Source organism: Paenibacillus lactis, from assembly GCF_017873605.1.
Taxonomy (GTDB): Bacteria; Bacillota; Bacilli; order Paenibacillales; family Paenibacillaceae; genus Paenibacillus_AQ; species Paenibacillus_AQ lactis.
Genome location: NZ_JAGGKI010000037.1, coordinates 1 through 20,951, shown reverse-complemented (window position 1 = coordinate 20,951; position 20,951 = coordinate 1). Strand labels below are relative to the sequence as shown.

General features: G+C 53.1%; 21 protein-coding genes. 14 read left to right on the top strand and 7 right to left on the bottom strand.

The window, feature by feature from the left end; all coding sequences use genetic code 11:
- Nucleotides 1–1,029 precede the first annotated feature (1,029 nt).
- Both J2Z18_RS29975 and J2Z18_RS29970 read right to left on the bottom strand, forming a co-directional pair.
- The gene (locus J2Z18_RS29975) at nucleotides 1,030–3,177 is read right to left on the bottom strand and encodes a YhgE/Pip domain-containing protein (RefSeq protein WP_210095759.1); all 2,148 of its coding nucleotides are present in this window, start codon (nucleotides 3,175–3,177) and stop codon (nucleotides 1,030–1,032) included.
- Nucleotides 3,178–3,217: 40 nt separating this feature from the next.
- Nucleotides 3,218–3,589 (bottom strand): YhjD family protein, encoded by a 372-nt coding sequence (locus tag J2Z18_RS29970; protein ID WP_007133090.1) that lies wholly within the window; start codon nucleotides 3,587–3,589, stop codon nucleotides 3,218–3,220.
- A gap of 473 nt (nucleotides 3,590–4,062) precedes the next feature.
- Here J2Z18_RS29970 and J2Z18_RS29965 point away from each other — a divergent pair, with 473 nt between their 5' ends.
- Together J2Z18_RS29965 and J2Z18_RS29960 are read left to right on the top strand one after the other, a co-directional pair.
- Nucleotides 4,063–4,752 carry a YitT family protein gene (locus J2Z18_RS29965; RefSeq protein ID WP_028407303.1) on the top strand — a complete coding sequence of 230 codons (690 nt, stop codon included), beginning with the start codon at nucleotides 4,063–4,065 and terminating at the stop codon, nucleotides 4,750–4,752.
- Between the two features lie 329 nt (nucleotides 4,753–5,081).
- Nucleotides 5,082–5,681 carry a chorismate mutase gene (locus tag J2Z18_RS29960; RefSeq protein WP_210095758.1) on the top strand — a complete coding sequence of 200 codons (600 nt, stop codon included), beginning with the start codon at nucleotides 5,082–5,084 and terminating at the stop codon, nucleotides 5,679–5,681.
- A 160-nt stretch (nucleotides 5,682–5,841) separates the two neighbouring features.
- Here the strand turns inward: J2Z18_RS29960 and J2Z18_RS29955 are convergent, their stop codons facing one another.
- The 3 genes from J2Z18_RS29955 to J2Z18_RS29945 form a co-directional block, all read right to left on the bottom strand.
- A complete protein-coding gene (locus tag J2Z18_RS29955; protein WP_028407302.1) occupies nucleotides 5,842–6,024 on the bottom strand; it encodes a DUF2188 domain-containing protein in 183 nt (60 codons plus the stop codon).
- A gap of 88 nt (nucleotides 6,025–6,112) precedes the next feature.
- Complete coding sequence (gene msrA / locus J2Z18_RS29950; protein ID WP_007133085.1) at nucleotides 6,113–7,081, bottom strand: peptide-methionine (S)-S-oxide reductase MsrA; 969 nt, start codon at nucleotides 7,079–7,081, stop codon at nucleotides 6,113–6,115.
- An 86-nt stretch (nucleotides 7,082–7,167) separates the two neighbouring features.
- Nucleotides 7,168–7,794 carry a TVP38/TMEM64 family protein gene (locus J2Z18_RS29945; RefSeq protein WP_245256268.1) on the bottom strand — a complete coding sequence of 209 codons (627 nt, stop codon included), beginning with the start codon at nucleotides 7,792–7,794 and terminating at the stop codon, nucleotides 7,168–7,170.
- A 280-nt stretch (nucleotides 7,795–8,074) separates the two neighbouring features.
- On the opposite strand from J2Z18_RS29945, the gene yxiS reads away from it, so the two are divergent.
- Complete coding sequence (gene yxiS / locus J2Z18_RS29940; RefSeq protein ID WP_210095757.1) at nucleotides 8,075–8,386, top strand: protein YxiS; 312 nt, start codon at nucleotides 8,075–8,077, stop codon at nucleotides 8,384–8,386.
- Nucleotides 8,387–8,503: 117 nt separating this feature from the next.
- On the opposite strand, the gene J2Z18_RS29935 is transcribed toward yxiS, so the two are convergent.
- Complete coding sequence (locus J2Z18_RS29935; RefSeq protein WP_007133082.1) at nucleotides 8,504–9,322, bottom strand: helix-turn-helix transcriptional regulator; 819 nt, start codon at nucleotides 9,320–9,322, stop codon at nucleotides 8,504–8,506.
- 152 nt (nucleotides 9,323–9,474) lie between these two features.
- Here J2Z18_RS29935 and J2Z18_RS29930 point away from each other — a divergent pair, with 152 nt between their 5' ends.
- The 11 genes from J2Z18_RS29930 to J2Z18_RS29880 all read left to right on the top strand — a co-directional run bounded on the left by J2Z18_RS29930 (nucleotide 9,475) and on the right by J2Z18_RS29880 (nucleotide 20,173).
- Complete coding sequence (locus tag J2Z18_RS29930; RefSeq protein ID WP_210095756.1) at nucleotides 9,475–10,575, top strand: Gfo/Idh/MocA family protein; 1,101 nt, start codon at nucleotides 9,475–9,477, stop codon at nucleotides 10,573–10,575.
- Between the two features lie 250 nt (nucleotides 10,576–10,825).
- Nucleotides 10,826–11,911 (top strand): Gfo/Idh/MocA family protein, encoded by a 1,086-nt coding sequence (locus J2Z18_RS29925; protein WP_007133080.1) that lies wholly within the window; start codon nucleotides 10,826–10,828, stop codon nucleotides 11,909–11,911.
- A 54-nt stretch (nucleotides 11,912–11,965) separates the two neighbouring features.
- Nucleotides 11,966–12,934 carry a sugar phosphate isomerase/epimerase family protein gene (locus J2Z18_RS29920; protein ID WP_007133079.1) on the top strand — a complete coding sequence of 323 codons (969 nt, stop codon included), beginning with the start codon at nucleotides 11,966–11,968 and terminating at the stop codon, nucleotides 12,932–12,934.
- A 45-nt stretch (nucleotides 12,935–12,979) separates the two neighbouring features.
- Nucleotides 12,980–13,702 carry a ThuA domain-containing protein gene (locus tag J2Z18_RS29915; RefSeq protein ID WP_007133078.1) on the top strand — a complete coding sequence of 241 codons (723 nt, stop codon included), beginning with the start codon at nucleotides 12,980–12,982 and terminating at the stop codon, nucleotides 13,700–13,702.
- A gap of 197 nt (nucleotides 13,703–13,899) precedes the next feature.
- Nucleotides 13,900–14,562: a uracil-DNA glycosylase gene (locus J2Z18_RS29910; RefSeq protein WP_007133077.1), complete on the top strand. Its 663-nt coding sequence runs from the start codon at nucleotides 13,900–13,902 to the stop codon at nucleotides 14,560–14,562.
- 153 nt (nucleotides 14,563–14,715) lie between these two features.
- Nucleotides 14,716–15,036, top strand: a complete 321-nt coding sequence (locus J2Z18_RS29905; RefSeq protein ID WP_007133076.1) for a winged helix-turn-helix transcriptional regulator — start codon at nucleotides 14,716–14,718, stop codon at nucleotides 15,034–15,036.
- A 308-nt stretch (nucleotides 15,037–15,344) separates the two neighbouring features.
- The gene (locus J2Z18_RS29900) at nucleotides 15,345–16,007 is read left to right on the top strand and encodes a hypothetical protein (RefSeq protein WP_210095755.1); all 663 of its coding nucleotides are present in this window, start codon (nucleotides 15,345–15,347) and stop codon (nucleotides 16,005–16,007) included.
- 177 nt (nucleotides 16,008–16,184) lie between these two features.
- The gene (gene nirB, locus J2Z18_RS29895) at nucleotides 16,185–18,623 is read left to right on the top strand and encodes a nitrite reductase large subunit NirB (RefSeq protein WP_210095754.1); all 2,439 of its coding nucleotides are present in this window, start codon (nucleotides 16,185–16,187) and stop codon (nucleotides 18,621–18,623) included.
- A gap of 39 nt (nucleotides 18,624–18,662) precedes the next feature.
- Nucleotides 18,663–18,827 (top strand): hypothetical protein, encoded by a 165-nt coding sequence (locus tag J2Z18_RS29890; RefSeq protein ID WP_210095753.1) that lies wholly within the window; start codon nucleotides 18,663–18,665, stop codon nucleotides 18,825–18,827.
- 173 nt (nucleotides 18,828–19,000) lie between these two features.
- Nucleotides 19,001–19,327: a nitrite reductase small subunit NirD gene (gene nirD, locus J2Z18_RS29885; RefSeq protein WP_007133073.1), complete on the top strand. Its 327-nt coding sequence runs from the start codon at nucleotides 19,001–19,003 to the stop codon at nucleotides 19,325–19,327.
- A gap of 45 nt (nucleotides 19,328–19,372) precedes the next feature.
- A complete protein-coding gene (locus J2Z18_RS29880; RefSeq protein ID WP_144872974.1) occupies nucleotides 19,373–20,173 on the top strand; it encodes a formate/nitrite transporter family protein in 801 nt (266 codons plus the stop codon).
- A 297-nt stretch (nucleotides 20,174–20,470) separates the two neighbouring features.
- Here the strand turns inward: J2Z18_RS29880 and J2Z18_RS29875 are convergent, their stop codons facing one another.
- Nucleotides 20,471–20,629 (bottom strand): hypothetical protein, encoded by a 159-nt coding sequence (locus tag J2Z18_RS29875; RefSeq protein ID WP_007133071.1) that lies wholly within the window; start codon nucleotides 20,627–20,629, stop codon nucleotides 20,471–20,473.
- Nucleotides 20,630–20,951: the final 322 nt, after the last annotated feature.

Here is a 20,951-nt window from a genome sequence, read left to right as displayed (position 1 = left end):
GATTGGGTATATGTCCCCGGTGCGTTTTGAGCAGTGCTATTACGAGTGTATAGCTTAGCTTAGAGGTGTCTACTTTCTTGACAGAAGAGCATTTGAGGACTTGTGGAGCTAAAGTGGCAGGTAAAAGCCTGGACAAGTCCCTTTGGGGGACTTGTGGAGCCGAAGTTGCAGGTAAACGTCAGAACAAGTCCCTTTGGGGGACTTGATGAGCCAAAGTAACTGGTAAACGCTCGAACAAGACCCTTTTGGGGACTTGTAGAGCCAAAGTGGCAGACAAAAGCCCGATCAAGTCCCTTTTGAGGACTTGTGGAGCCAAAGTAGCAGGTAAAAGCCCGATCAAGTCCCTTTTGAGGACTTGTGGAGCTAAAGTGGCAGGTAAAAGCCCGATCAAGTCCCTTTTGAGGACTTGTGGAGCTAAAGTGGCAGGTAAAAGCCTGAACAAGTCCCTTTGGGGGACTTGTGGAGCCGAAGTTGCAAGTAAGAGCCTGAGCAAGTCCCTTTTGAGGACTTGTGGAGCTAAAGTGGCAGGTAAACGTCAGAACAAGTCCCTTTGGGGGACTTGAGGAGCCAAAGTAGCAGGTAAAAGCCCGATCAAGTCCCTTTTGAGGACTTGAGGAGCTAACGTAGCAGGCAAAAGCTCGAGCAAGTCTCTTTAGGGGACTTGTGGAGGAACCGGAGCTCCTCTGTTAAAGGGGCAAAGAGGTTTGGCAAAAATGCGAACTCAGTAGCTACCGTTTAAATTTGCAAAAGAACGTGGCAATCGATCAAAAATAAAAGTGGCAGCGCACAGATCACATCCCGTGCGCCGCCATTTTTTGTTTTGAATTAGGGAGAAAACGTAAGCTGACCTACTTATGGGGCTGTTTTCTTCTTAATACACGTTAAAGCGCAGATACGCGCATACTTACCAACGTGAGAGTCACAGGCGATAGCCGCGCGTATTTTTCCATCTGAGCAATCACAGGCGATAGGCGCGCTTTTTCCATCTGGAGAGTCACAGCTGGTACTGCGCATTTCTGCCATCAAGGATCAATGAATCAGCTTGGATTCCCTAGCCTTGCGGACCAGTCCGCTGCTCGCCCGGTTGATCGGCTTCTTAAGGACGATGCCGATTACAAGGGCAATGGCGGCGAATATTAGCAGCATCAGCAAATCCTGAATGACGACATCCCATAGGATGCCGCCAACGGCTTCACGCATCATGCTGATGGCATAAGTGAATGGCAGATATGGGTGCAGCGCCTGGAAGAAGGGCGGCGTCATCTGGATGGGGAACGTGCCCCCCGCGCCGGCCAGCTGCAGAACGAGCAGCACGATCGCCAGCGCCTTGCCGACATTTCCGAACACTGAAACAAGCGTATAGACGATCAGCATGAATACAGTGCTGACCAGAAGAGCGAATACGATGAACCAGTTCGGATCGGCAACGTAGGTTTTCAGCAGATACAGATCGCCAACCGTGACGAACAGCGCCTGCAAAAGCGCGATGGTGAGAAACGTCAGGTATCGTCCGAAATACACCTCCACACTGCGAGGACTCCTTTCCTCATCATGAACGTCGACCGTGAGCAGCGAAACGAGCAGCAGCGCCCCGACCCACAGCGATAAGGTGGTGAAGAAGGGGGACATGGCCGAGCCGTAATTGGGAATCGGATACAGCCGATTCTCCTTCAAGACAACAGGCTCGGCAAAAAATTGGCTTTCGAGCTCGAAGTTGTTTTGCAACAAATCGATAATCTCCTGAATATCCCCGCCTGCCTCCAGCTCGCGTATTTTATTGGCCAAATTCGTGATGCGCTGCTCCGCCTCCGGGAGCCGGCTTTTCGCGAGCTGTACTTCTTGACCGCCGAGCTTCAGGCCGGCCCCGGCATCCTTTAGAAGCTTCTGGATATCCGGAACGCTTGCCAGCGCCTTGTTGAGCTCGCTCTGTACCCGCTTCGCCGTGTCTTCGCCTTTGTTGAAGGCACCTCGAATCGCCGGGCCGATCTCGCTGTCATACCGCGTGAGCAGAGTGCCGGTCAGTGTGTGAATGTCATCAGCCAGCTTCTTCAGCTTGTTGATCGACTCTTGCGGCGGCGTGTCTCCTTTCTCAAGCGCCTCTCCGATTACGGTAAGAACGGACTCGGCGGAGGCAAGCCGAGCGGCGATTTCATTCAGCCGTTCCGCCCCCGAGGCGGCTGCAGGGGAGATGCTGCCGAGCCGCTGGAACAGTGCGCCGAGTCGCTTGGCTGCCTCTGATCCGACCTTGGCCCGCTCTGTGGCGGCTCGGATCCGGCGTTTGAGCTCTTCGGGATCGATATCGGTCTGCCCGAGCGCATCCGCGGCTTGCGATATGGTACCCGATACTTGCTCGAGCACCTCCAGATCCTGCCGGATCGCGGGATCAAGCGAAGCGGAGGCCTCGGCTGCGCGATCTGCAAATTCAGCCAGCGCCCCAGCCATCTGCTCTCCTGTCTGCGCGATATCCTTGAGGCGTGGCAGCGCGGCATCGGCCTCCTTAACAAGGCGGCTGGCGAGCTTGATATCCTCCTCAGCCGTCTTGACCGCTTGATTCAGCTCAGGGAAACTGTCCTCCAAACGGAACAGCAGGTCCCGGACCCTGTTAATGGTCGGAAGCTCGTTCTTGATTTCGATGCCCAGCCGGTTGAAAATTTCAAAGATGGTTCCGTTGGCCGTTTTGATGAAGTTTTTACTAATCTCCTCCACGACGCCCGATGCGCCCTGTGCGGTCACTTTTGGGGAAATGGCATTGATCTTTTCATTCGTATAATACAGAATTTCGGCTTTGACCGGTTCATCCCCAAGCACGGTTCCAATGCGTGCTGAAAAATTCTCGGGTATGACGATGGCTGCGTAGTCATCGCCGCGGCGCACGCCTTGAACCGCCTTTTCGCTGTCCTCCGTGAACCTCCATCCCAGCTTTTCGTTGGTTTTCAGGGATGCAACGATTTCTTTACCGAGATTAATCGGCTGATCGCGCAGTGTGGTGCCTTTATCCAGATTGGCTACGGCAATCGAAATGCCCGATGTCTGGGCGTAGGGATCCCATGAGGCAAGGATGTTAAACCATGCGTACAGCGAGGGAAGGACCGCAAGCCCGAGAATGATGACGGATGCGGCCCAGTTTCGGGTTATTCTTCTGAGATCGGCTGCATAGATATGGAAGATATTCTTCATAAAAGCTCCTGCCTTGTCCGTATTTGGAGCTTAGTATGGCTTATAAACGATTTTGGGATACCGCCCCGATCCGTGAAGCGAGATCCTGAATAAAGGCAGCCGAATCGAATGCCAGCATGCACTCGTATCCTCTGCACAAATACTTGATTTCGAATCCGGCGGCGGTACGGCTGCGGCCCAGGATGCGTATGCCGCGGCGCCGCATCTGCTGTCGGGCCGCCCAGAGCCGGTCCGCGTTGTCTTTGCCGGCATGCCGGAGGAGGAGAGCATACAGGTCAGCCAGCTTGAGCTCTAGGGTTGGCAGCAGACGAATATCGCGTTTAAGCACGGATTCAAGGACCGCATGCAGCATGTAGTCTTGAATGAGGGCTTCGTCCTCCCGGGTGGGAAGGGGGGGAGCCGACCGTTTCATGAGCGACACATCCTCAACAATAGATTCATCAGGGAACATATGTTCTATTATACCCATGGTATGCCAATCGTATGCTTCCTGCAATCCATAATTTTTGCCAGAAGGGAGGGGCGGCAACGAAGGCATCAAAACCGCTTGATTTTTACAAAAGTTTATGTGATTTCCATTAATTGAATGCTGTCTGTTTAGCTTGCTGCTCTTTTGTGTTATAATACTGTTAGCAGTCAACTAAAAGAGAAAGGATCAGGATACCATGAGTCCCCGAAGGACGAATCCCCAAAGGACGATTTGGAAACGTTATGATCTCTCATACACATAGCTTCCTTCGTAGAGCGAAGTCGGACGTCTGAAGACCAGGACGGTCTCTACGAAAGGAATGGGAACTATGGTTCGAAGGATGAACTCCTCACGGTTGCCTCTGCGTAGAGATTGGCCTGTGTCTGACCAATCTACTACGACAAGAGGGATCCTGTATGAGGAAAAATCAAGAGTCGATTATCGCCATGTCGGCGATGATGTTCGGAACGTTTTTAATGGCATTTGCGTATTACCACATTAATTTTTATAATCATTTGACGGAAGGCGGATTTGTTGGCCTGGCGCTGCTCGGCAAGTATGTGCTGGATATTCCGCCTGCGCTCAGCATGATCCTGATGGATATTCCGGTATTGCTGATCGCTTGGTTTGTAAAGGGAAGAAAATTCATCATTCATACGGTTGCGGCAGCGAGCATGTTCACGCTCTTTTATGCATTGATGGAGCGATACTCGACGCTCGTCATCGATCTTGGGAATAATCTATTGGCAGCTGCGCTGCTGTCCGGGGTGTTGACCGGCTTTGGTGCCGGCATCGTCCTCCGATTCGGCGGAGCTACGGGTGGAGATGACGTGATCTCTGTTCTGTTCAGCGAATGGAGCGGACTGAAGGTAGGAACGGTCTTTTTCCTAATGGATGCGATCGTGCTTCTCCTTTCCCTGTTCTATATGCCGCTGGTTGAAACCTTGTATACCATATTAGCCGTATCCATTGCGGGGCAAATCATCACATTGACGGTAACCTTCGGTACAGAGAGAACCGGCAAGAAGCAAGGCCCGAAGCCAGCGCGCTCCCAGCGAGCCGCCGTTGCGCCGAAACCTGCGCAGCATACGGTAAGCGGCCGGTGATGATCCGGGTGTACGAGAGGAAGGGGCGGTCTATGCTTAAGCCCCAGAATGAAATGCACTTGTTCAATAAGGGAATCCATCATACAAGCAAAACGGCCTTTTTCCTGAATGTGATCGGGGGGAAGGCCGTTTAACTTGTACTGGCGTTATTTTGGCGTCTTAGAGGCAAAGAAAATGCGAATACTGCACCGAATAAGAAACACAACCATGCCGGTCGGATCTTGGTCTGCTTACGATAAAAAAGAAGACCGGTCTAAAGCTGCGGCAAACCTGAGCTTCATCCTGAACATCCGATATGGGGCAAAACATTATGGAATAGGAGGACAAATATGAAACGAATGCCATTTGAGCGTCCTACCGAGCATTACGATGAGGGGGTTTATCACATTGATGAACAAATTTGCAAGCTGCTAAAAGAACGCAGGGAGCTCTCTAACCATAATCCAGGCTATCCGCCATTTGAATACATAGAGAAATGGGCAGCTGATTATGATATCTATCCGGATTATTTAAAATTGGTGTTTGGTGCATTGTTAAACGAACAATATTTTAAACCCGTCGTAAAGCCGACCGGATTCAGAAAGCATATTCCCGTGCTGAAATCCGTGGAACAAGGGGAATTCTTCTATACCGTGACCTCTGTACGGCAATATGACAATGCAAGCGTAGTCACCTTCAATATGGATTGGGACGTAACAAACGAATCGGAACAATCATATGAACTGAAGCATTTCGAATTATATGTGGGGGATGAATACGACTGCAGCATGGATACCGGACGCAGTACCTCTGGTCATTCCTCGTTTAACTACATCATATCCCCGCCGCTTCCTGATCAAATCCAAGGGATGGAATTCATTTTCAGTGAGTTCAGCAGACCCTTCTCGAATAAACCAACAGGCCAAACAATCACGATACGAGCAGATTAATTTCCATTTCATGAATGAAACCAGTGGCTTGGGTAGTGAGTGTTTAGCTTTTCCTAGAATATTAGCGGGATTCGATAGACACAACCAATATGAAAAAAAACAAGTCCCGTTCGCAGGACTTGTTTTTCTATAAATGATATAGGTAGCGTAAACCATCAGGCTACTCCTTCTCATCCGGATGGTTCTCGTCCCACTCCTGGGCTTTGGCCGTGGCGATGGCAATCGCGCGGCCTTCATCGTAATCTTCCTCCAGCAGGGCGTTCGCGATTTCCACGGCTTTGTTCCGGACCCGGGGCTCGAGGTTTTTCATGGACGGCGGATAGTCATGCTTGCTCCAAGGCATCGTGAAATCCCTCCATTTATATGTTCGATTACTGTCATATTACCCGGTCGGGCCCGATATTAATCGGATGCAAAGACCGAAGACCCGCTTACTTCTCAAACAGCTGCAGGTATTCGCCGTAGCCTTCCTTCTCCAGATCCTCCTTCGGAACGAATCGAAGCGCGGCCGAATTGATGCAGTAGCGAAGGCCGTTCGGCCCTGGACCGTCGTCAAACACATGCCCCAGATGGGAATCGGCTTTCTTGCTTCTTACCTCGGTGCGCACCATCATGTGGCTAAGGTCGAGCTTCTCCTTGATGTTGTGCTCGCGGATCGGCCGCGTGAAGCTCGGCCAGCCGCAGCCGGCATCATATTTGTCGGTCGAGCTGAAAAGCGGCTCGCCGGAGACGATATCCACATAGATGCCTTCGCCGTCATGGTCCCAGAACTCGTTGCGGAACGGCGGCTCGGTCGCGTTATTCTGGGTGACCTCATATTGGATCGGGGTCAAGCGCTGCTTAAGCTCCTCTTTATCGATCGGCTCGGACCAATGGCGCTCGATGAAATCCTCCCTGCCGGAGCCTTTACGATACCGCTTGTAATGGCCCGGATTTTTTTTGTAATAATCCTGATGGTACTCTTCCGCCTCGTAAAACGTGCTGGCCGGAATAATCGGCGTTACGATCGGCTTATCGAATCTACCGCTTGCCGCAAGCGCTGCCTTGGATTGCTCGGCGAGCTCGCGCTGCTCCTCGGTATGATAGAAAATAGCGGTACGGTAGGACGTTCCGCGATCATAGAACTGCCCGCCTTCATCGGTCGGGTCAATCTGCTGCCAGAACAGCTCCAGCAGCTTCTCATATGGGAAGACCTCCGGATCATACGTAATTTGGACGGCCTCGTAATGGCCGGTCGTATCGGAGCAGACCTCCTCGTAGGTCGGGTTCTCGGTGTGGCCGCCGGTATAGCCGGACACCACCTTCAGGATGCCTGGCAGTTCGTCAAACGGAGAGACCATGCACCAAAAGCACCCTCCGGCAAACGTGGCCAGTTGACTTGGGGCTGTACGATTATCCATATTTTATCCCTCCATGCGTTCATTACAAGATGATGAAACCTTATGTTCTATTATAATCTTTTTTACCCGGTGAAACCAAAATTTCGTCAAACGTTCGCACGGCGCCGTTTCATGTATCGGTAAAGGACCAGACCGGAAGCTGCTGCCAGCATAATGGCTGCTGCTAGCAAGGCGAACAGAAGAGGCCGGTCCGCGAGGCCGCTTCCGAGCCAGGCATACAGAACTATTGCAGGGATCTTGCCGAGCGCCGAAGCGGCCGTAAAGGTCCAGAACGGAACCGAAGCAACCCCGGCGTATAGGTTCACACCCATCTGTGGGATGATCGGAAGCAGCCGTGCCAGGAATACCGCCCGAAAGGGATGCCGCTCCACGGCTTCCGTAAAGGCGTGCAGCATCTTATACTTGCCGAGCAGGCGCCTGCCGGATTCCCGGTACAGCGTCCGAACGCCAAAATAAACGATGCAGGCCGCCGCCGTCGTACCGAGCCATGTAACGATCGATGCCCATACAGGACCATAAGCGTATCCGAGCAAGGCAATGACGGCTTTATAGGGGACGATGGGAATCAGGGCCAGAAGAGCGGCCAGCAGCGTCATGAGCGGGAGGGAACGGTTCTGCTGAAGCCAATCCAGCAGCTCGTGGCGGAACGCAAGACCGGCTGCGAGGATTCCGGCATAAATCGCGGGAATCATCCATCGGCTCCATGTTTTCATAAATGTATAACCTCGCTTTAACAGACAACAGGAATAGGAATATGATAACAAACAAATGGACGGACCGAAAAGCTAATGCCAGTAAAAGAAGAAATCATCTCGGGGACCTTCCTGTCGCGGACGGCTGATCCCTTAAAGTGGCGGCTGGGAAGCATAAGGTAATTACGAAATCGATTTAAACCCCCGCTTTGTTTACATGGCCTTGAAGCGTTATAATGTCCTCATGATGTAGAAGGCGGCCATGGGCATGGCTGCTTCTCGGGTGAGGGGGAGAGAGAGAATGGATGCTGAAGGAAAATCCATGGAAGACCGGATCGTGGAATCCTACCGGCAGGACGAGGATATGATGATCCTTGTGTTTGCGCAGTGGTGCGTCAATCACGGCCTGGATCCGGCGGAGCTGTACCGGAAGGCGTATCCCGGACAGCCGGAGAACGAACGGCTGGGCCGCGTCCTGGAGCTGACGGTGCCGAAGGAGGAGGCTGGGGATATCCCGGACCAGACGGTTCTTGGCGTGCTGTCGATGTACGGCAATGACGATTTGGCAGTGGTCGTTGCCGAAGCGGCGGCCGCGCGGGACGCTCGGCCGTAAATCGCAGCCCTTGAGGGACGATAGCGCGTTTCTCGTCTATGTAACTAAAATGGAAGGACCGGCAAGGAGCAAATCCTTGGCCGGTCCTTTTTGTGTCGCTCGCAATCGATCGCTGCTTTAAGTCGGCGTCCGGCTGTTCATCCGGAACTGCTTCGGCGATTGGCCGAATCGGGAGCGGAACACCCGGTGAAAATAGGTGTAGTTGGCAAAGCCCGACGTTTCAGCGACGTCCTCCAGCGACAGCGGGCTGAATACGATTCTCTCCTTGGCCATGTTCAGGCGGACATCCATCGTATACTGCATGATGGTGGTTCCGAAGGTTTCCTTGAACAGGTGCACGGCTCGGGAAACGCTGATGCCCACATGCGCGGCGACGTCCTCCAGCTTGAACATGGAGGATGCGTTCTCTTCGATATAATTTTTCATGCGGTAGGCCAGATAGGTCTTCGGCGTGGTGGTCGGCTGCTCGGAGAGCAGACGGTCGACCTCCAGGCAGAGAATTCTAGCCGTGTAGTCCGATATTTCCGGATAAGGGTTCGAGACCCGGCGCTGCTCCAGAACGATCTGGCGGAACAGGCTCAAGTACCGCTCTTCGATCGGGACGCGGATTTTGGAAGGACGCTTCTTCGATTTCCACCAGGCATCCGCCCAAGGCCCCTTGAAAAAAATATGATAATCTCCGCTCTCAATCGTCAGCTCTCCCATGGCATTGACTTCATCGTCAATACGGAGCTCGTAGAATTGGCCCGGAGGAAAAATCAGCAAATCGCCGGCTTCGACGAGCGCAAGCTCGTCATCAATGCGGGCCCGGCAGCGGCCGTCGGTCTGCCACCGCATCAGGTAGGTGTCAAATCCGTCCGGCATCGTCATGTTAAAGGGCTTGCGATGAAATGAAAAATCGGCTGCTACGACTTGGTTCGTTAAATTGGAATCCATTGCTTACGTCCCCTTCTGAATCACACAAAGAAATGAAGAAAATAATGACCAGATTGTTCATGTTTCGATCATATTATTCATTTTAAACGAAAGCATTAAAGAATACCATGGTACTAGTCCGGGGCACATCTTACACTCAAGGAGTGACATCGATGAACAAAATGAAAGCAGGCATTATCGGCTGCGGCAACATCAGCGGCATTTACTTCACGAACTTGAAGAACAGCCCGTGGATCGAGATCGTGGCATGTGCCGATTTGATTATGGAGAACGCTAAAGCGAAAGCGGAAGAATTCAACATCCCGAATGTTTATACCGTCGAGGAGATGCTCGCACAGCCCGACATTGAATTTATTATCAATCTGACGATACCGGCCAGCCACGCGAATGTGGATATCGCCGCTTTGGAAGCGGGCAAGCATGTGTACAGCGAGAAACCGCTGGCCATAACGCTGGAGGAAGGCCGGCGGGTGCTGAACCTTGCCGATGAGCGGGGGCTTCGCGTTGGCTGCGCGCCGGACACGTTCCTTGGCTCCGGGGTTCAAACAGCCAAGGCGGCTATTGAGTCCGGAAAGATCGGACGGCCGATCGCCGCTACGGCATTCATGATGGGATCCGGGCCGGAAGCCTGGCACCCGAACCCGGAATTTTTCTATGCTGCGGGCGGAGGCCCGATGATGGATATGGGACCTTATTACGTATCGGCATTGGTCGAGCTGCTTGGTCCTGCACGCCGTGTCAGCGCTTCGACCGGCATCCAAATCCCGGATCGGACGGTTGGCTCGGGCCCGCTTCAAGGCAAGCCTATCCACGTGCAGACGCCGACGCATTTGGCGGGAACGCTTGATTTTGAGAACGGTGCCATCGGCACGATGATCACAAGCTTCGATATCTTCGGCGGTTCTAATCTGCCTTGGATCGAAATTTATGGAACCCAGGGCACGCTCAGCCTTGGCGATCCGAACTTCTTCAACGGTGAAGTGAAGCTGAAGAGACACGGCTCTGACGCATGGGAAGTGCTGGAACCGGTCTTTGAATGCGGCACGAACGAGCGCGGGCTTGGCATCAACGACATGATCCAATCGATTCATGAGCAGAAGGACCATCGCTCCAGCGGCCGTATGGCCTATCATGTGCTGGAGATTATGCAGTCGTTCCAGCAGTCCTCGCTCGAAGGAAGACATATCGTTCTGAAGAGCACGTACCGTTACGGCAGCCTTCCGGCTCCGCAGCAGGCCGAATCCGCCGAATAACGGCCTGAAAGGCTTAGGACCATGATATGGTTTGCTTCATCCAGGAGGGCCGATGGTCCCTTTGTGTCCAATGAGTCCATCGTGAACTGGAATCCCGGCCCATCATCCTGTACACTTGGTCATGAAGCAAGCATATAAGCTTATGAAGGCGCATGCGCGAAAGAGCTTCACCCGCGCAATCACCGAATGTAAGCGTTACACCATCGCTATCATTATTTTCTAAGATGAATTCACAGGGGAGGAAACGGACATGTCGAAAACATTACGAATCGGTATTATCGGCTGCGGCGGGATTGCCAACGGCAAGCATATGCCAAGCTTGAAAAAGCAGGCGCAGGCCGAGATGGTTGCCTTCTGCGACATTCTGGTCGAGCGTGCCGAGAAAGCGGCTGCCGAGTACGGCGCTGAAGGAGCCAAAGTCTATTCCGACTACCGGGAGCTTCTGAAAGACGAAAGCATCGACGTTATTCATGTGTGCACGCCGAATGATTCCCACTCCGAGATCACGGTAGCGTCCCTGGAAGCCGGCAAGCACGTGATGTGCGAGAAGCCGATGGCGAAGACCGTTGCCGAGGCGAAGCTGATGCTGGAGGCCGCGGAGCGTACGGGCAAGAAGCTGACGATCGGTTATAACAACCGCTTCCGCAACGACAGCATGTATCTTAAGGGAATCTGCGAGAATGGCGAGCTTGGCGATATCTATTACGGCAAAGCGCTTGCCCTTCGCCGCCGCGCTGTTCCGACCTGGGGCGTATTCCTTGATGAAGAGAAGCAAGGCGGAGGGCCGCTGATCGATATCGGCACCCATGCGCTTGACTTGACGCTGTGGCTGATGGACAACTACAAGCCGAAGAGCGTGCTCGGTTCGACCTTCCACAAGCTGGGACAGCGCGAGAATGCAGCCAACGCCTTCGGTCCTTGGGATCCGAAGCAATTCACGGTCGAGGACTCCGCATTCGGCTTCATCACCATGGAGAATGGCGCAACCATCCAATTGGAATCCAGCTGGGCGCTCAACGTGGTGGAATTCGGGGAAGCCAAGACGATTCTTGCCGGCACGGAAGGCGGCGCTGATATGCAGGACGGCCTTCGCATTAACGGCGAGAAAATGAGCAGACTGTACGAAACGAAAATCGACCTGAACGCCGGCGGAGTGGCATTCTATTCCGGCACCAGCGAAAGCGATGCCGATCGTGAAGCGAGAATGTGGCTTGAAGCGATCATCGAAGACAAGGATCCTGTCGTTAAGCCGGAGCAAGCCTTCGTGGTCACGCAAATCTTGGAAGCTATCTATGAGTCGGCGAAGACCGGCAAAGCGGTTTACTTCGACAACTAAGTTCTAAATGATCACCACATACTTAATACTTTTTGAAAAAACAGGAGGTATACAATGAAACTAGGCGTATTTATGGTATTGCTGAGCGGACGTAAATTTGAGGATGCACTGGATTACGTGGCTTCCAAAGGCCTGAAGGCGGTTGAGATCGGCACGGGCGGATACCCGGGCAATGCTCACTGCAATCCGGCCGAGCTTCTCGAGAACGAAACTGCGCTGAAAAACTTCAAGAATGCCGTAGAATCCCGCGGCTTGATCATAAGCGCGCTCAGCTGCCACGGCAACCCGCTTCACCCACAGAAAGCGGTAGCAAAGGAGTTCCATGACGTATTCGTTAAAACCGTTGAGCTTGCAGAGAAGCTGGAAGTACCGGTCGTTAACACCTTCTCGGGATGTCCGGGGGACCACGAGGATGCCAAATATCCGAACTGGCCGGTAGCCCCGTGGCCTAATGATTATCAAGAAATTCTGACTTGGCAGTGGGAGAACAAAGTCATTCCATACTGGACCGAGTGGGGCAAATACGCTTCTGACCGCAACGTAAAAATCGGACTCGAGCTTCATGGCGGATTCTCCGTGCATACGCCGGGAACGCTGCTCCGCCTTCGCGAGGCGGCAGGTGAAGTGATCGGGGCGAATCTTGATCCGAGCCATATGTGGTGGCAGGGCATCGATCCTGTTCAAGCGATCCACATTCTGGGACGCGCCGGAGCCATCCATCACTTCCATGCGAAGGATACCAGCATTGATCCGATCAACGTGAACAAACACGGATTGACCGACATGCAGTCCTACGCGAATATGCTGGACCGCGCTTGGCAGTTCCGCAGCGTCGGCTTCGGGCATGATGTGAAGGAATGGGCCGATATGATGAGCGCCCTTCGCCTTGTCGGATATGACTACGTGGTGAGCATTGAGCATGAAGACGGACTGATGTCCGTTGAGGAAGGCTTCTCCAAAGCCGTGCAAAACCTTCAGCAAGTGCTGATCGAAGAGCCGCTTGGAGAAATGTGGTGGGTCTAACATCGTACAGCAGCAAGCGAATACGCAATTAGGGGGAACAGCAGCATGCTTAATGTAACCATTTGGAATGAGTTCGTACACGAGAAAATCCACGATGAGGTCCGCACCGTATACCCAAGCGGGATCCATACGGCTTTGGCGGAGGGTCTGCAAAATCCGGATTTTATCATCCGCACGGCAACGCTGGATCAGCCGCAGCACGGATTGACGGATGATGTACTGGACTCAACCGATGTGCTGTTATGGTGGGGGCATATGGCTCATGACCAGGTCAGCGACGAAATCGTCAGCAAGGTCGTCAAGCGGGTATTGGACGGTATGGGTCTGATCGTCCTGCATTCGGGACATTTTTCGAAGCCGTTCAAAGCCCTGATGGGAACAAGCTGCGATTTGAAGTGGCGCGAGGCGGGAGAGCAGGAAATCATTTGGAGCGTGAATCCGACGCATCCGATCGCTGCGGGCCTTACAGGTCCGATCATCATTGAGCATGAGGAGATGTACGGGGAATTCTTCGATATTCCGGCACCGGATGAGCTGGTCTTTGTCAGCAACTTCGAAGGCGGCGAGGTATTCCGCAGCGGGTGCACGTTCAAGCGCGGCCACGGGAACATTTTCTACTTCCGTCCAGGGCATGAGACGTATCCGACCTACTACAACCCTGAAGTGCTGAAAGTCATTACGAACGCGATCCGTTGGGCTTACTCCACAGCAGGCAAGCAGACATTCGGCAACAGTCAGCCGGTTCGTCCGCTGCCGGTGCTGGCATAAATCCCGATCATCGCAAAACGAGCCGAGCAAGGCATCTGCCTTGAACGGCTCGTTTTCTACTTTATAGCCGAAGTGATGCCATTCATTTTTTTATGGGTAAAGGATACAATATACTGAAGCATGGGGTATTTTAAATACTAGGTAGAATATCGAAATTTCACGCATCGCGGATGAGAGTGCAAGGGAGGGGATGACGGATGAAGGATACCCGAAGCGCGCCTGTAAGTCCGGAGACGATCGCCTTATGCAGATCCAGGCTTGCGCATGAGCCTGTCGAAGGATTTTTGCTGGGGAGTGGGGCCGTGCCGGCCAAAGTCATGTTCGTCGGGGAAGCGCCCGGGGCTACCGAGATTCAGGAAGGCATGCCTTTTACCGGCCAAGCCGGCCGGGAGATGGACGCCTATTTGGAGCGGCTGGGTCTCTCCCGCAGCGAGGTCTATATTACAAGCACGGTAAGGAGCCGACCGTTCAAGGAACGCATCATCACCCGGGCTTCCGGCGAAAGGGTGGTCAGCCGTTCGAACCGAACGCCCACGAAAGCCGAAATCTTGGCCCATGCGCCGATTCTGGACGAGGAAATCCGTTTGGTTCGCCCGCAATTCCTGATCCCGATGGGGAATATTGCGCTGCACCGGTTGATCGGGAGCCATGAAACCGTCACTTCGCTGCACGGGAAAATGATCGAAGGGCCCGTTCAGCAGGCGGCAGAACGTGACAATCCCGCTGCCGGCTATCGATTTTCGCTGGAAACCTATAACATTTTTCCATTGTTCCATCCAGCTGCCGTCCTGTATAACCGAAAATTATCCCGGACCATCGAATCCGATCTGGATATTTTGGCACGGATATTAACGGAATAAGTGCTGAATTTATGGGAAAAAGGGGCCAGGTGGTTTTCAGCTTCCCGAAAATGTGTTAAAATGAAACATACTAACTAATCGTAAGTTTTTCGATCTCACGATAAACGAATAACTTTTTGAACACAAGGTGACTTCGTAAAGAGGTGAAAGGATATGGAAGTTACAAACATTTCGCTGTGTCCCCGCTTTGAATCCGCGTTTTCTTTTCTGGGTAAACGGTGGAACGGATTGATTATCCAGACGTTGATGAGCGGTCCGAAGCGTTTTAAAGACATCTCCAATCTGATTCCGTCCATGAGTGACAAGATGCTGTCGGAGCGGATGAAGGATCTGGAATGCGAAGGAATTTTGATTCGTCATGTGTACCCCGAAACGCCGGTTCGTATTGAATACGAGCTTACGGAGAAAGGCAAAGCGCTTCGCCCGGTCATGGAGCAGATTGCTTCCTGGGCTGAACAATGGGTCGAGAAATGATCCATTGGCGGCGTTCCCATCACTAGCTGAACCCTGACATGAGAACAACTCATATCAGGGTTCTTTTTTATTGAATATCAGATCTATAAACGTTCCGGAGGATTTGCCGGCTGATATCACAAGAGAAACGACCGCGAAACGCGGTCTGTCTCCTTTGAGCGTGCGTCGGTAGACGTTATTCTTATGCGGCTAGATGGGGGATTGGAAAGAAAAAAACGGGAAAACCTAACCGGACATGCACCAACCCCGCCGTTCGTTTATATGATGTCAGTAGATCCGCTTGACGCCAGTCGAAGGAGGCGATCTTAATGATGGAACGCGGTTATATTTCCTATTTTCAATATGGACAAGAAGACATCGCCGAGCTTGCAAACGCTTCGCTCAAGGTTAGGCATATTGTGGAGAAGACTCGCCATATGCTGGGCCAGCATGCCGTTGAGGAGCGGTTGACGGTTTTAAAAGGAACAAGCCCAGATCAACCCGGACGGAGCGGAGAGGGCGGAGGCATGTTTCAGAAATGGGTGAAGGGTCCGCGCGGCTGGAAATTTATCGATTATGAGAAGTACGGCGTGCAGATCGGAGACAGACTGGAAGGCAGCGGGACAAGGCGATTGCTGCAGATGCTCATCTGGTCGCATTATGAAAATATCCTCATGCTGCATCCGTTTATAGGCGGGGAGCCCTTTTATGACGGAGAGGAGCTTGAAGTGATCGGCAAGTATTTCGTGCCTACGTACAGCAGTGCAATTCCCTTCTTGCAGAGCGGGAAAGCATTTAAGGCGATCCGGGCGGGGATTCCGCTGTATCAGGAGCTGATTCCCGCACCGGTGGTCATCGCCGGGGCCCAGGGGGAAGAGCTTGCAGGCAATTGGGTGACCGGAGTGAACCTGAACGCTGCCGGATATGCGGGCATTATGCCCTATTTGAAAACGAACGGAAGACGGGAATTCATGGAAGCCCGCATGATATAGGCATTCGAAAGGATGTAACCTTGCCTTCCTGTTGAGGCGGGGTTATTTTTGCTGAGTATTAAAAATTTTAACTAAGAGTGTGAAATATATCACAAATAATTCGGACATAAGACGATATAATCAATTTGAAAGGATTGGATGGGGATAACGCAACAATACAGTGTGGGAGGAATAACCATGCCAGCAGCAAAAAAACAAAAGCTAGTGGTCATCGGCAACGGGATCGCAGGAATCAGCACGGTCGAGCAAATTTTAAAGCTCAGCGGGGCATTCGATATTACCGTGATCGGCCAGGAGCCGCACCCGAATTACAACCGGATTATGCTCTCTTATGTGCTTGAAGGCAGCAAAACGCTGGATGACATCGTCTTGAATGATTGGAAATGGTATGAAGATAACGGAATTACGCTGCATACGGGAACAAGCGCGCAGCGGATTGATGAAGCCGCCAAGGTTGTCATGACGGACAACGGGATGGCTGTTCCCTATGATCATGTCATAATCGCAACGGGATCCAAGCCCTTCATATTGCCGGTACCCGGCAGCGACAAAGAAGGCGTTATCGGCTTTAGAAATATCGCCGACTGCACCCGGATGCTTCAGGCAGCGAAAACGTACCGGAAAGCTGCGGTCATCGGAGGGGGATTACTGGGATTGGAGGCTGCCAAAGGCCTCGTGAGTCTCGGCATGGACGTGACCGTTGTGCATCTGATGAACGATCTTATGGAGAGCCAGCTCGATTCCGTGGCGGCGCAGATGCTGCAGCATGAGCTTGAGCAGCAGGGCATCCGCTTTTTATTAGGAAAACAGACGGTTGAGGTATTGGGGGATACGCGGGTAACCGGTCTCCGTTTCAAGGACGGCGATGAGCTGGACGCGGATTTGGTCGTCATGGCTGTCGGCATCCGTGCCAATACGGAGGTAGCGCAGGCGAGCGGGATCGAGGTCCGGCGGGGCATCGTCGTGGACGACCATCTGCGAACCTCGATGAAGGATGTGTACGCCGTCGGCGAATGCTGCGAGCACCGCGGCGTATGCTACGGGCTTGTTGCGCCGTTATTCGAGCAAGGACAAGTGCTGGCCAAGCGGTTATGCGGCGTGGACACCCCTCCGTATGAAGGGTCGATTGTGTCGACCAAATTAAAGGTTAGCGGAGTAGACGTATTCTCGGCCGGGGAATTTATCGAGCAGCCGGAGCATGACGTTGTTCTCGCCAAGGATGATTGGAAGAAAACCTATAAGAAAATCCTGCTCAGGGACGGAATGATCGTAGGTGCCATTTTGTTCGGGGATGTGAGCGAATCGGCCAATCTGCAGTCTTTGATACGAAAAAAGGCGCAGATGACCGACGACATCTATCACTCGATCATGGGCGGCGGCTGTGCCGGAAAAGGGGCGGACGCAGCGACGCGCATTGCGCAAATGCCTGACGACGAAATCGTGTGCGGCTGCAACGGCGTTACAAAGAAAGCGATCGTGGACGCCATCACGGTTCAGGGAATGACCACCGTGGATGAGATCAAGGCATGCACCGGGGCGACGCGGTCTTGCGGCGGTTGTAAGCCTGTGGTAGAGCAGATTCTCCAGAGCGTATTGGGAGACGGCTTTACGACGGCAGCCAAGCAGGGAATCTGCCCGTGCACGACGCTCGACCGGGATACCATCGTTGCGGAGATCCGGGCCAAAGGCTTGACCACCACGAAAGAGGTCATGCATGTTCTGGATTGGAGCAATCCGGAAGGGTGCTCGAAATGCCGTCCGGCGCTAAACTACTACCTGACCATGCTGAACCCGCTGACGCACCGGGAGGAGCGCGAGTCGAGGTTCGTGAATGAGCGGATGAACGCCAACATCCAGAAGGACGGCACGTATACGGTTGTCCCTCGTATGTACGGCGGCGTGACAACTCCGGAGGCGCTGAAGAAAATTGCGGACGTATCCTTAAAGTATAATGTCAAGGTCGTCAAGGTGACGGGAGGACAGCGTCTGGACTTGGTCGGCGTCAAGAAAGAGGACTTGCCGAAGGTGTGGGAGGAGCTGGATATGCCTTCCGGTTATGCCTATGCCAAATCGCTCCGGACCGTCAAGACCTGCGTCGGCTCGCAATTTTGCCGATTCGGCACGCAGGACTCGATGGGAATGGGCGCTTACCTCGAACGGAAGTTCGAGCGGCTGGACTTTCCGGCCAAATTCAAAATGGCGGTGAACGGATGTCCCCGCAACTGTGCCGAAGCTTGCACGAAGGACATCGGCATTGTAGGCAATGACGGCGGCTGGGAAATCTTTGTCGGCGGCAACGGGGGAACGAAGGCGCGGCTCGCTGATTCGTTCTGCAAGGTGAAGACCGATGAAGAGCTGATCGAAATATGCGCAGCCCTCATGCAGTATTACCGAGAGACGGGAAATTATCTGGAGCGGACTTCGGAATGGGTCGAACGGCTTGGTCTTGAGGCGATTCGCGAGGCGGTCCTTCATAACACGGAACAGCGCAAGGAGCTCGTGGAGCGAATCGAGCTGGCGTTGTCGCAGCTGTTGGATCCTTGGAAGAAAGTGCTGGAAGATGACAAGCTTCGGGATGTATTGTACCGCGACGTGCAGCCGGTCGTCGCGACATAGCCGCGGCGATTCGGGCGAGTCCGGCATGGGGCGAGTAACTTGAGTACACTAGCGCTTATCGCCCCAGACATTCCCGTTGAACCCTTGGTTCGGTATCCGGGTGAGCAGGGCCGTGCAGGCAGGTCTATACGGCTGCCTGCACTCGGCCAAACGCCGGATCAGCGTCATGGCCTCGTGCTCGATCAGACCTGGGGGATGGGTTAATCGCAGTTGAAGCACCGGATTGACGTAAGAAACGCGTCGCATGTTCCGGCGCAGCAGAATGTTATAAGTTTTTTATAGAGATGTTTCACAGTTGCATGGGTCTTCGGAATATTGGTCCGGCTATTCGTGCTCATGCATACATGGCAAACGTTGTACATGGAGGTTGATCCTATATGGAAAGTGGTCAATACGTAGTTATCGGGCAGGCTGAGGATTTCCTGCCCCAGATCGGCAGAGTCGTTAAGTTCGGAGATCAGGAGATCGCTGTCTTCCGGACCTCGGATCATCGCTGGTTCGCGCTGGACAACCATAATCCGCACCCGAAAGGGGGCCCGCTGGCGGAGGCAATACTGTCCGGGCATTATATTTACGACCCGCTGTACGATTGGAAAATCGAGCTGGCGACAGGTAACGTTCAGGCGCCCGATTCAGGGAACGTGCGAACCTATCCTGTCCGGGAACGGGAAGGAAGGGTCGAGCTTTGCCTCACGAAGCGGTAATTCTCCATCGCATCATCAAACCGACAGAATAAGAGGTGTTGTCCCATGTTCGCAAGCGACGTGGAAGCCGTCGTCCAGACAGCGGTAAAGAAGAAAGAAATGATGAATGAAAGCCTGCTGCGCTATATCGTCTCAACCATGCTCGCCGGCGCCTATGTCGGCATCGGCATTGTGCTGATATTTAAGCTGGGGGCTCCGCTCGCCGCGGAAGGCTCGCCGTTTCAATCTCTCGTTATGGGGGCTGCGTTCGGCATCGCGCTGACGCTGGTCGTATTCGCCGGATCGGAGCTTTTTACCGGCAATCATATGGTATTCACCATGAGCACGTTATCCGGAAAAACAACCACCCTGGATACGCTTAAAAACTGGGGGATCGTGTTCATCGGTAATATAGCAGGGGCAGTGCTGCTTAGTTATCTGGTTGCGGCCACCGGTCTTTTCAAGGGCATTCCGGCCGATCACCTCATCTTTACGGCGGCAGCTAAGAAAATGAACGACCCGTTCATGGAGCTGTTTTTCCGGGGAATCCTGTGCAACTGGCTGGTTTGCTTGGCCATCTGGACGGGCATGAGAGCGAAAAACGAGGTTGCCAGACTGATCTTGATCTGGTGGTGCTTGTTTGCCTTTATTGCTACGGGCTACGAGCACAGCGTTGCAAACATGACGCTGCTTACACTTGCCAATATTCTGCCGGGACATCCGGAGACGGTGTCCGTCGCCGGCTGGATCAGCAACATGGTTCCGGTAACGCTCGGCAATATTGTTGGGGGCGGGCTGTTTGTCGGCAGCGCGTATTGGTTTATTTCGACTCCGAAAGGAAGCAAGAAGCAGCAAGCTTCAGGCTAAACGAAAATACCGGGTTTTTAAAAAGTAGCCTCAAGTATTTCAAACAGTCACTTGTAGTATAACAAAAGTAGAAGTAATCAAAGTGCACCAAGGGTTTAAAGCAGGCCGAATCTGATATCTTTTCTATTGCGTCTCATATAAACATCCGGTAACGTAAAAAAGCGGACTCTACGCCAAAGGGCGGAGTCCGCTTTTGTATGCAGTGCAAAGTGCGCAGCCCTGCCCGTCTCTTGCCTTGAAGTCCCTCGCGGCAGAAGATGTCAGGCAGGATTGCTGCGCGTAATGTCCTCCAAATCCTTACCGGTGTTCCACCAGGTCAATCGCACCCAGCACGACATGGGCCAGTCCGAAGCCAAGAATACCGGTTGCGGCAAGCTTATACTTGCTGCAAAGCAGAGCGGCGCCTGAAGCAGAAACTACAGTTCCGAGAACAGCAGGAATCAAACCTTCACGCATGCGTTACACTCCCTTTGAAATGGTTTTGGAAAGACAGGGATTATTGTGGGCAAACAAAGGTAGATTATGCACGGCGGCGGGGATGGGAGGATCGAAGAGGGGGGAGCGCCAGTGAACAAGTCCCGAAAGGGGACTTGGGGGAGCGTAAAGCGCGCCACAAGCGCAAACAAGTCCCGAAAAGGGACTTGTGGAGGTGAAATGCGCGCCACAGGCGCAAACAAGTCCCGAAATGCTCTTCTGTCAAGAAAGTAGACACCTCTAAGCTAAGCTATGCACTCGTAATAGCACTGCTCAAAACGCACCGGGGACATATACCCAATCG

Bases quoted from the DNA above. Each gene is read 5' to 3' on its own strand.
- J2Z18_RS29975 (WP_210095759.1), bottom strand. From the start codon at position 3,177: ATGAAGAATATCTTCCATATCTATGCAGCCGATCTCAGAAGAATAACC.
- J2Z18_RS29970 (WP_007133090.1), bottom strand. From the start codon at position 3,589: ATGAAACGGTCGGCTCCCCCCCTTCCCACCCGGGAGGACGAAGCCCTC.
- J2Z18_RS29965 (WP_028407303.1), top strand. From the start codon at position 4,063: ATGAGGAAAAATCAAGAGTCGATTATCGCCATGTCGGCGATGATGTTC.
- J2Z18_RS29960 (WP_210095758.1), top strand. From the start codon at position 5,082: ATGAAACGAATGCCATTTGAGCGTCCTACCGAGCATTACGATGAGGGG.
- J2Z18_RS29955 (WP_028407302.1), bottom strand. From the start codon at position 6,024: ATGCCTTGGAGCAAGCATGACTATCCGCCGTCCATGAAAAACCTCGAG.
- msrA (WP_007133085.1), bottom strand. From the start codon at position 7,081: ATGGATAATCGTACAGCCCCAAGTCAACTGGCCACGTTTGCCGGAGGG.
- J2Z18_RS29945 (WP_245256268.1), bottom strand. From the start codon at position 7,794: ATGAAAACATGGAGCCGATGGATGATTCCCGCGATTTATGCCGGAATC.
- yxiS (WP_210095757.1), top strand. From the start codon at position 8,075: ATGGATGCTGAAGGAAAATCCATGGAAGACCGGATCGTGGAATCCTAC.
- J2Z18_RS29935 (WP_007133082.1), bottom strand. From the start codon at position 9,322: ATGGATTCCAATTTAACGAACCAAGTCGTAGCAGCCGATTTTTCATTT.
- J2Z18_RS29930 (WP_210095756.1), top strand. From the start codon at position 9,475: ATGAACAAAATGAAAGCAGGCATTATCGGCTGCGGCAACATCAGCGGC.
- J2Z18_RS29925 (WP_007133080.1), top strand. From the start codon at position 10,826: ATGTCGAAAACATTACGAATCGGTATTATCGGCTGCGGCGGGATTGCC.
- J2Z18_RS29920 (WP_007133079.1), top strand. From the start codon at position 11,966: ATGAAACTAGGCGTATTTATGGTATTGCTGAGCGGACGTAAATTTGAG.
- J2Z18_RS29915 (WP_007133078.1), top strand. From the start codon at position 12,980: ATGCTTAATGTAACCATTTGGAATGAGTTCGTACACGAGAAAATCCAC.
- J2Z18_RS29910 (WP_007133077.1), top strand. From the start codon at position 13,900: ATGAAGGATACCCGAAGCGCGCCTGTAAGTCCGGAGACGATCGCCTTA.
- J2Z18_RS29905 (WP_007133076.1), top strand. From the start codon at position 14,716: ATGGAAGTTACAAACATTTCGCTGTGTCCCCGCTTTGAATCCGCGTTT.
- J2Z18_RS29900 (WP_210095755.1), top strand. From the start codon at position 15,345: ATGATGGAACGCGGTTATATTTCCTATTTTCAATATGGACAAGAAGAC.
- nirB (WP_210095754.1), top strand. From the start codon at position 16,185: ATGCCAGCAGCAAAAAAACAAAAGCTAGTGGTCATCGGCAACGGGATC.
- nirD (WP_007133073.1), top strand. From the start codon at position 19,001: ATGGAAAGTGGTCAATACGTAGTTATCGGGCAGGCTGAGGATTTCCTG.
- J2Z18_RS29880 (WP_144872974.1), top strand. From the start codon at position 19,373: ATGTTCGCAAGCGACGTGGAAGCCGTCGTCCAGACAGCGGTAAAGAAG.
- J2Z18_RS29875 (WP_007133071.1), bottom strand. From the start codon at position 20,629: ATGCGTGAAGGTTTGATTCCTGCTGTTCTCGGAACTGTAGTTTCTGCT.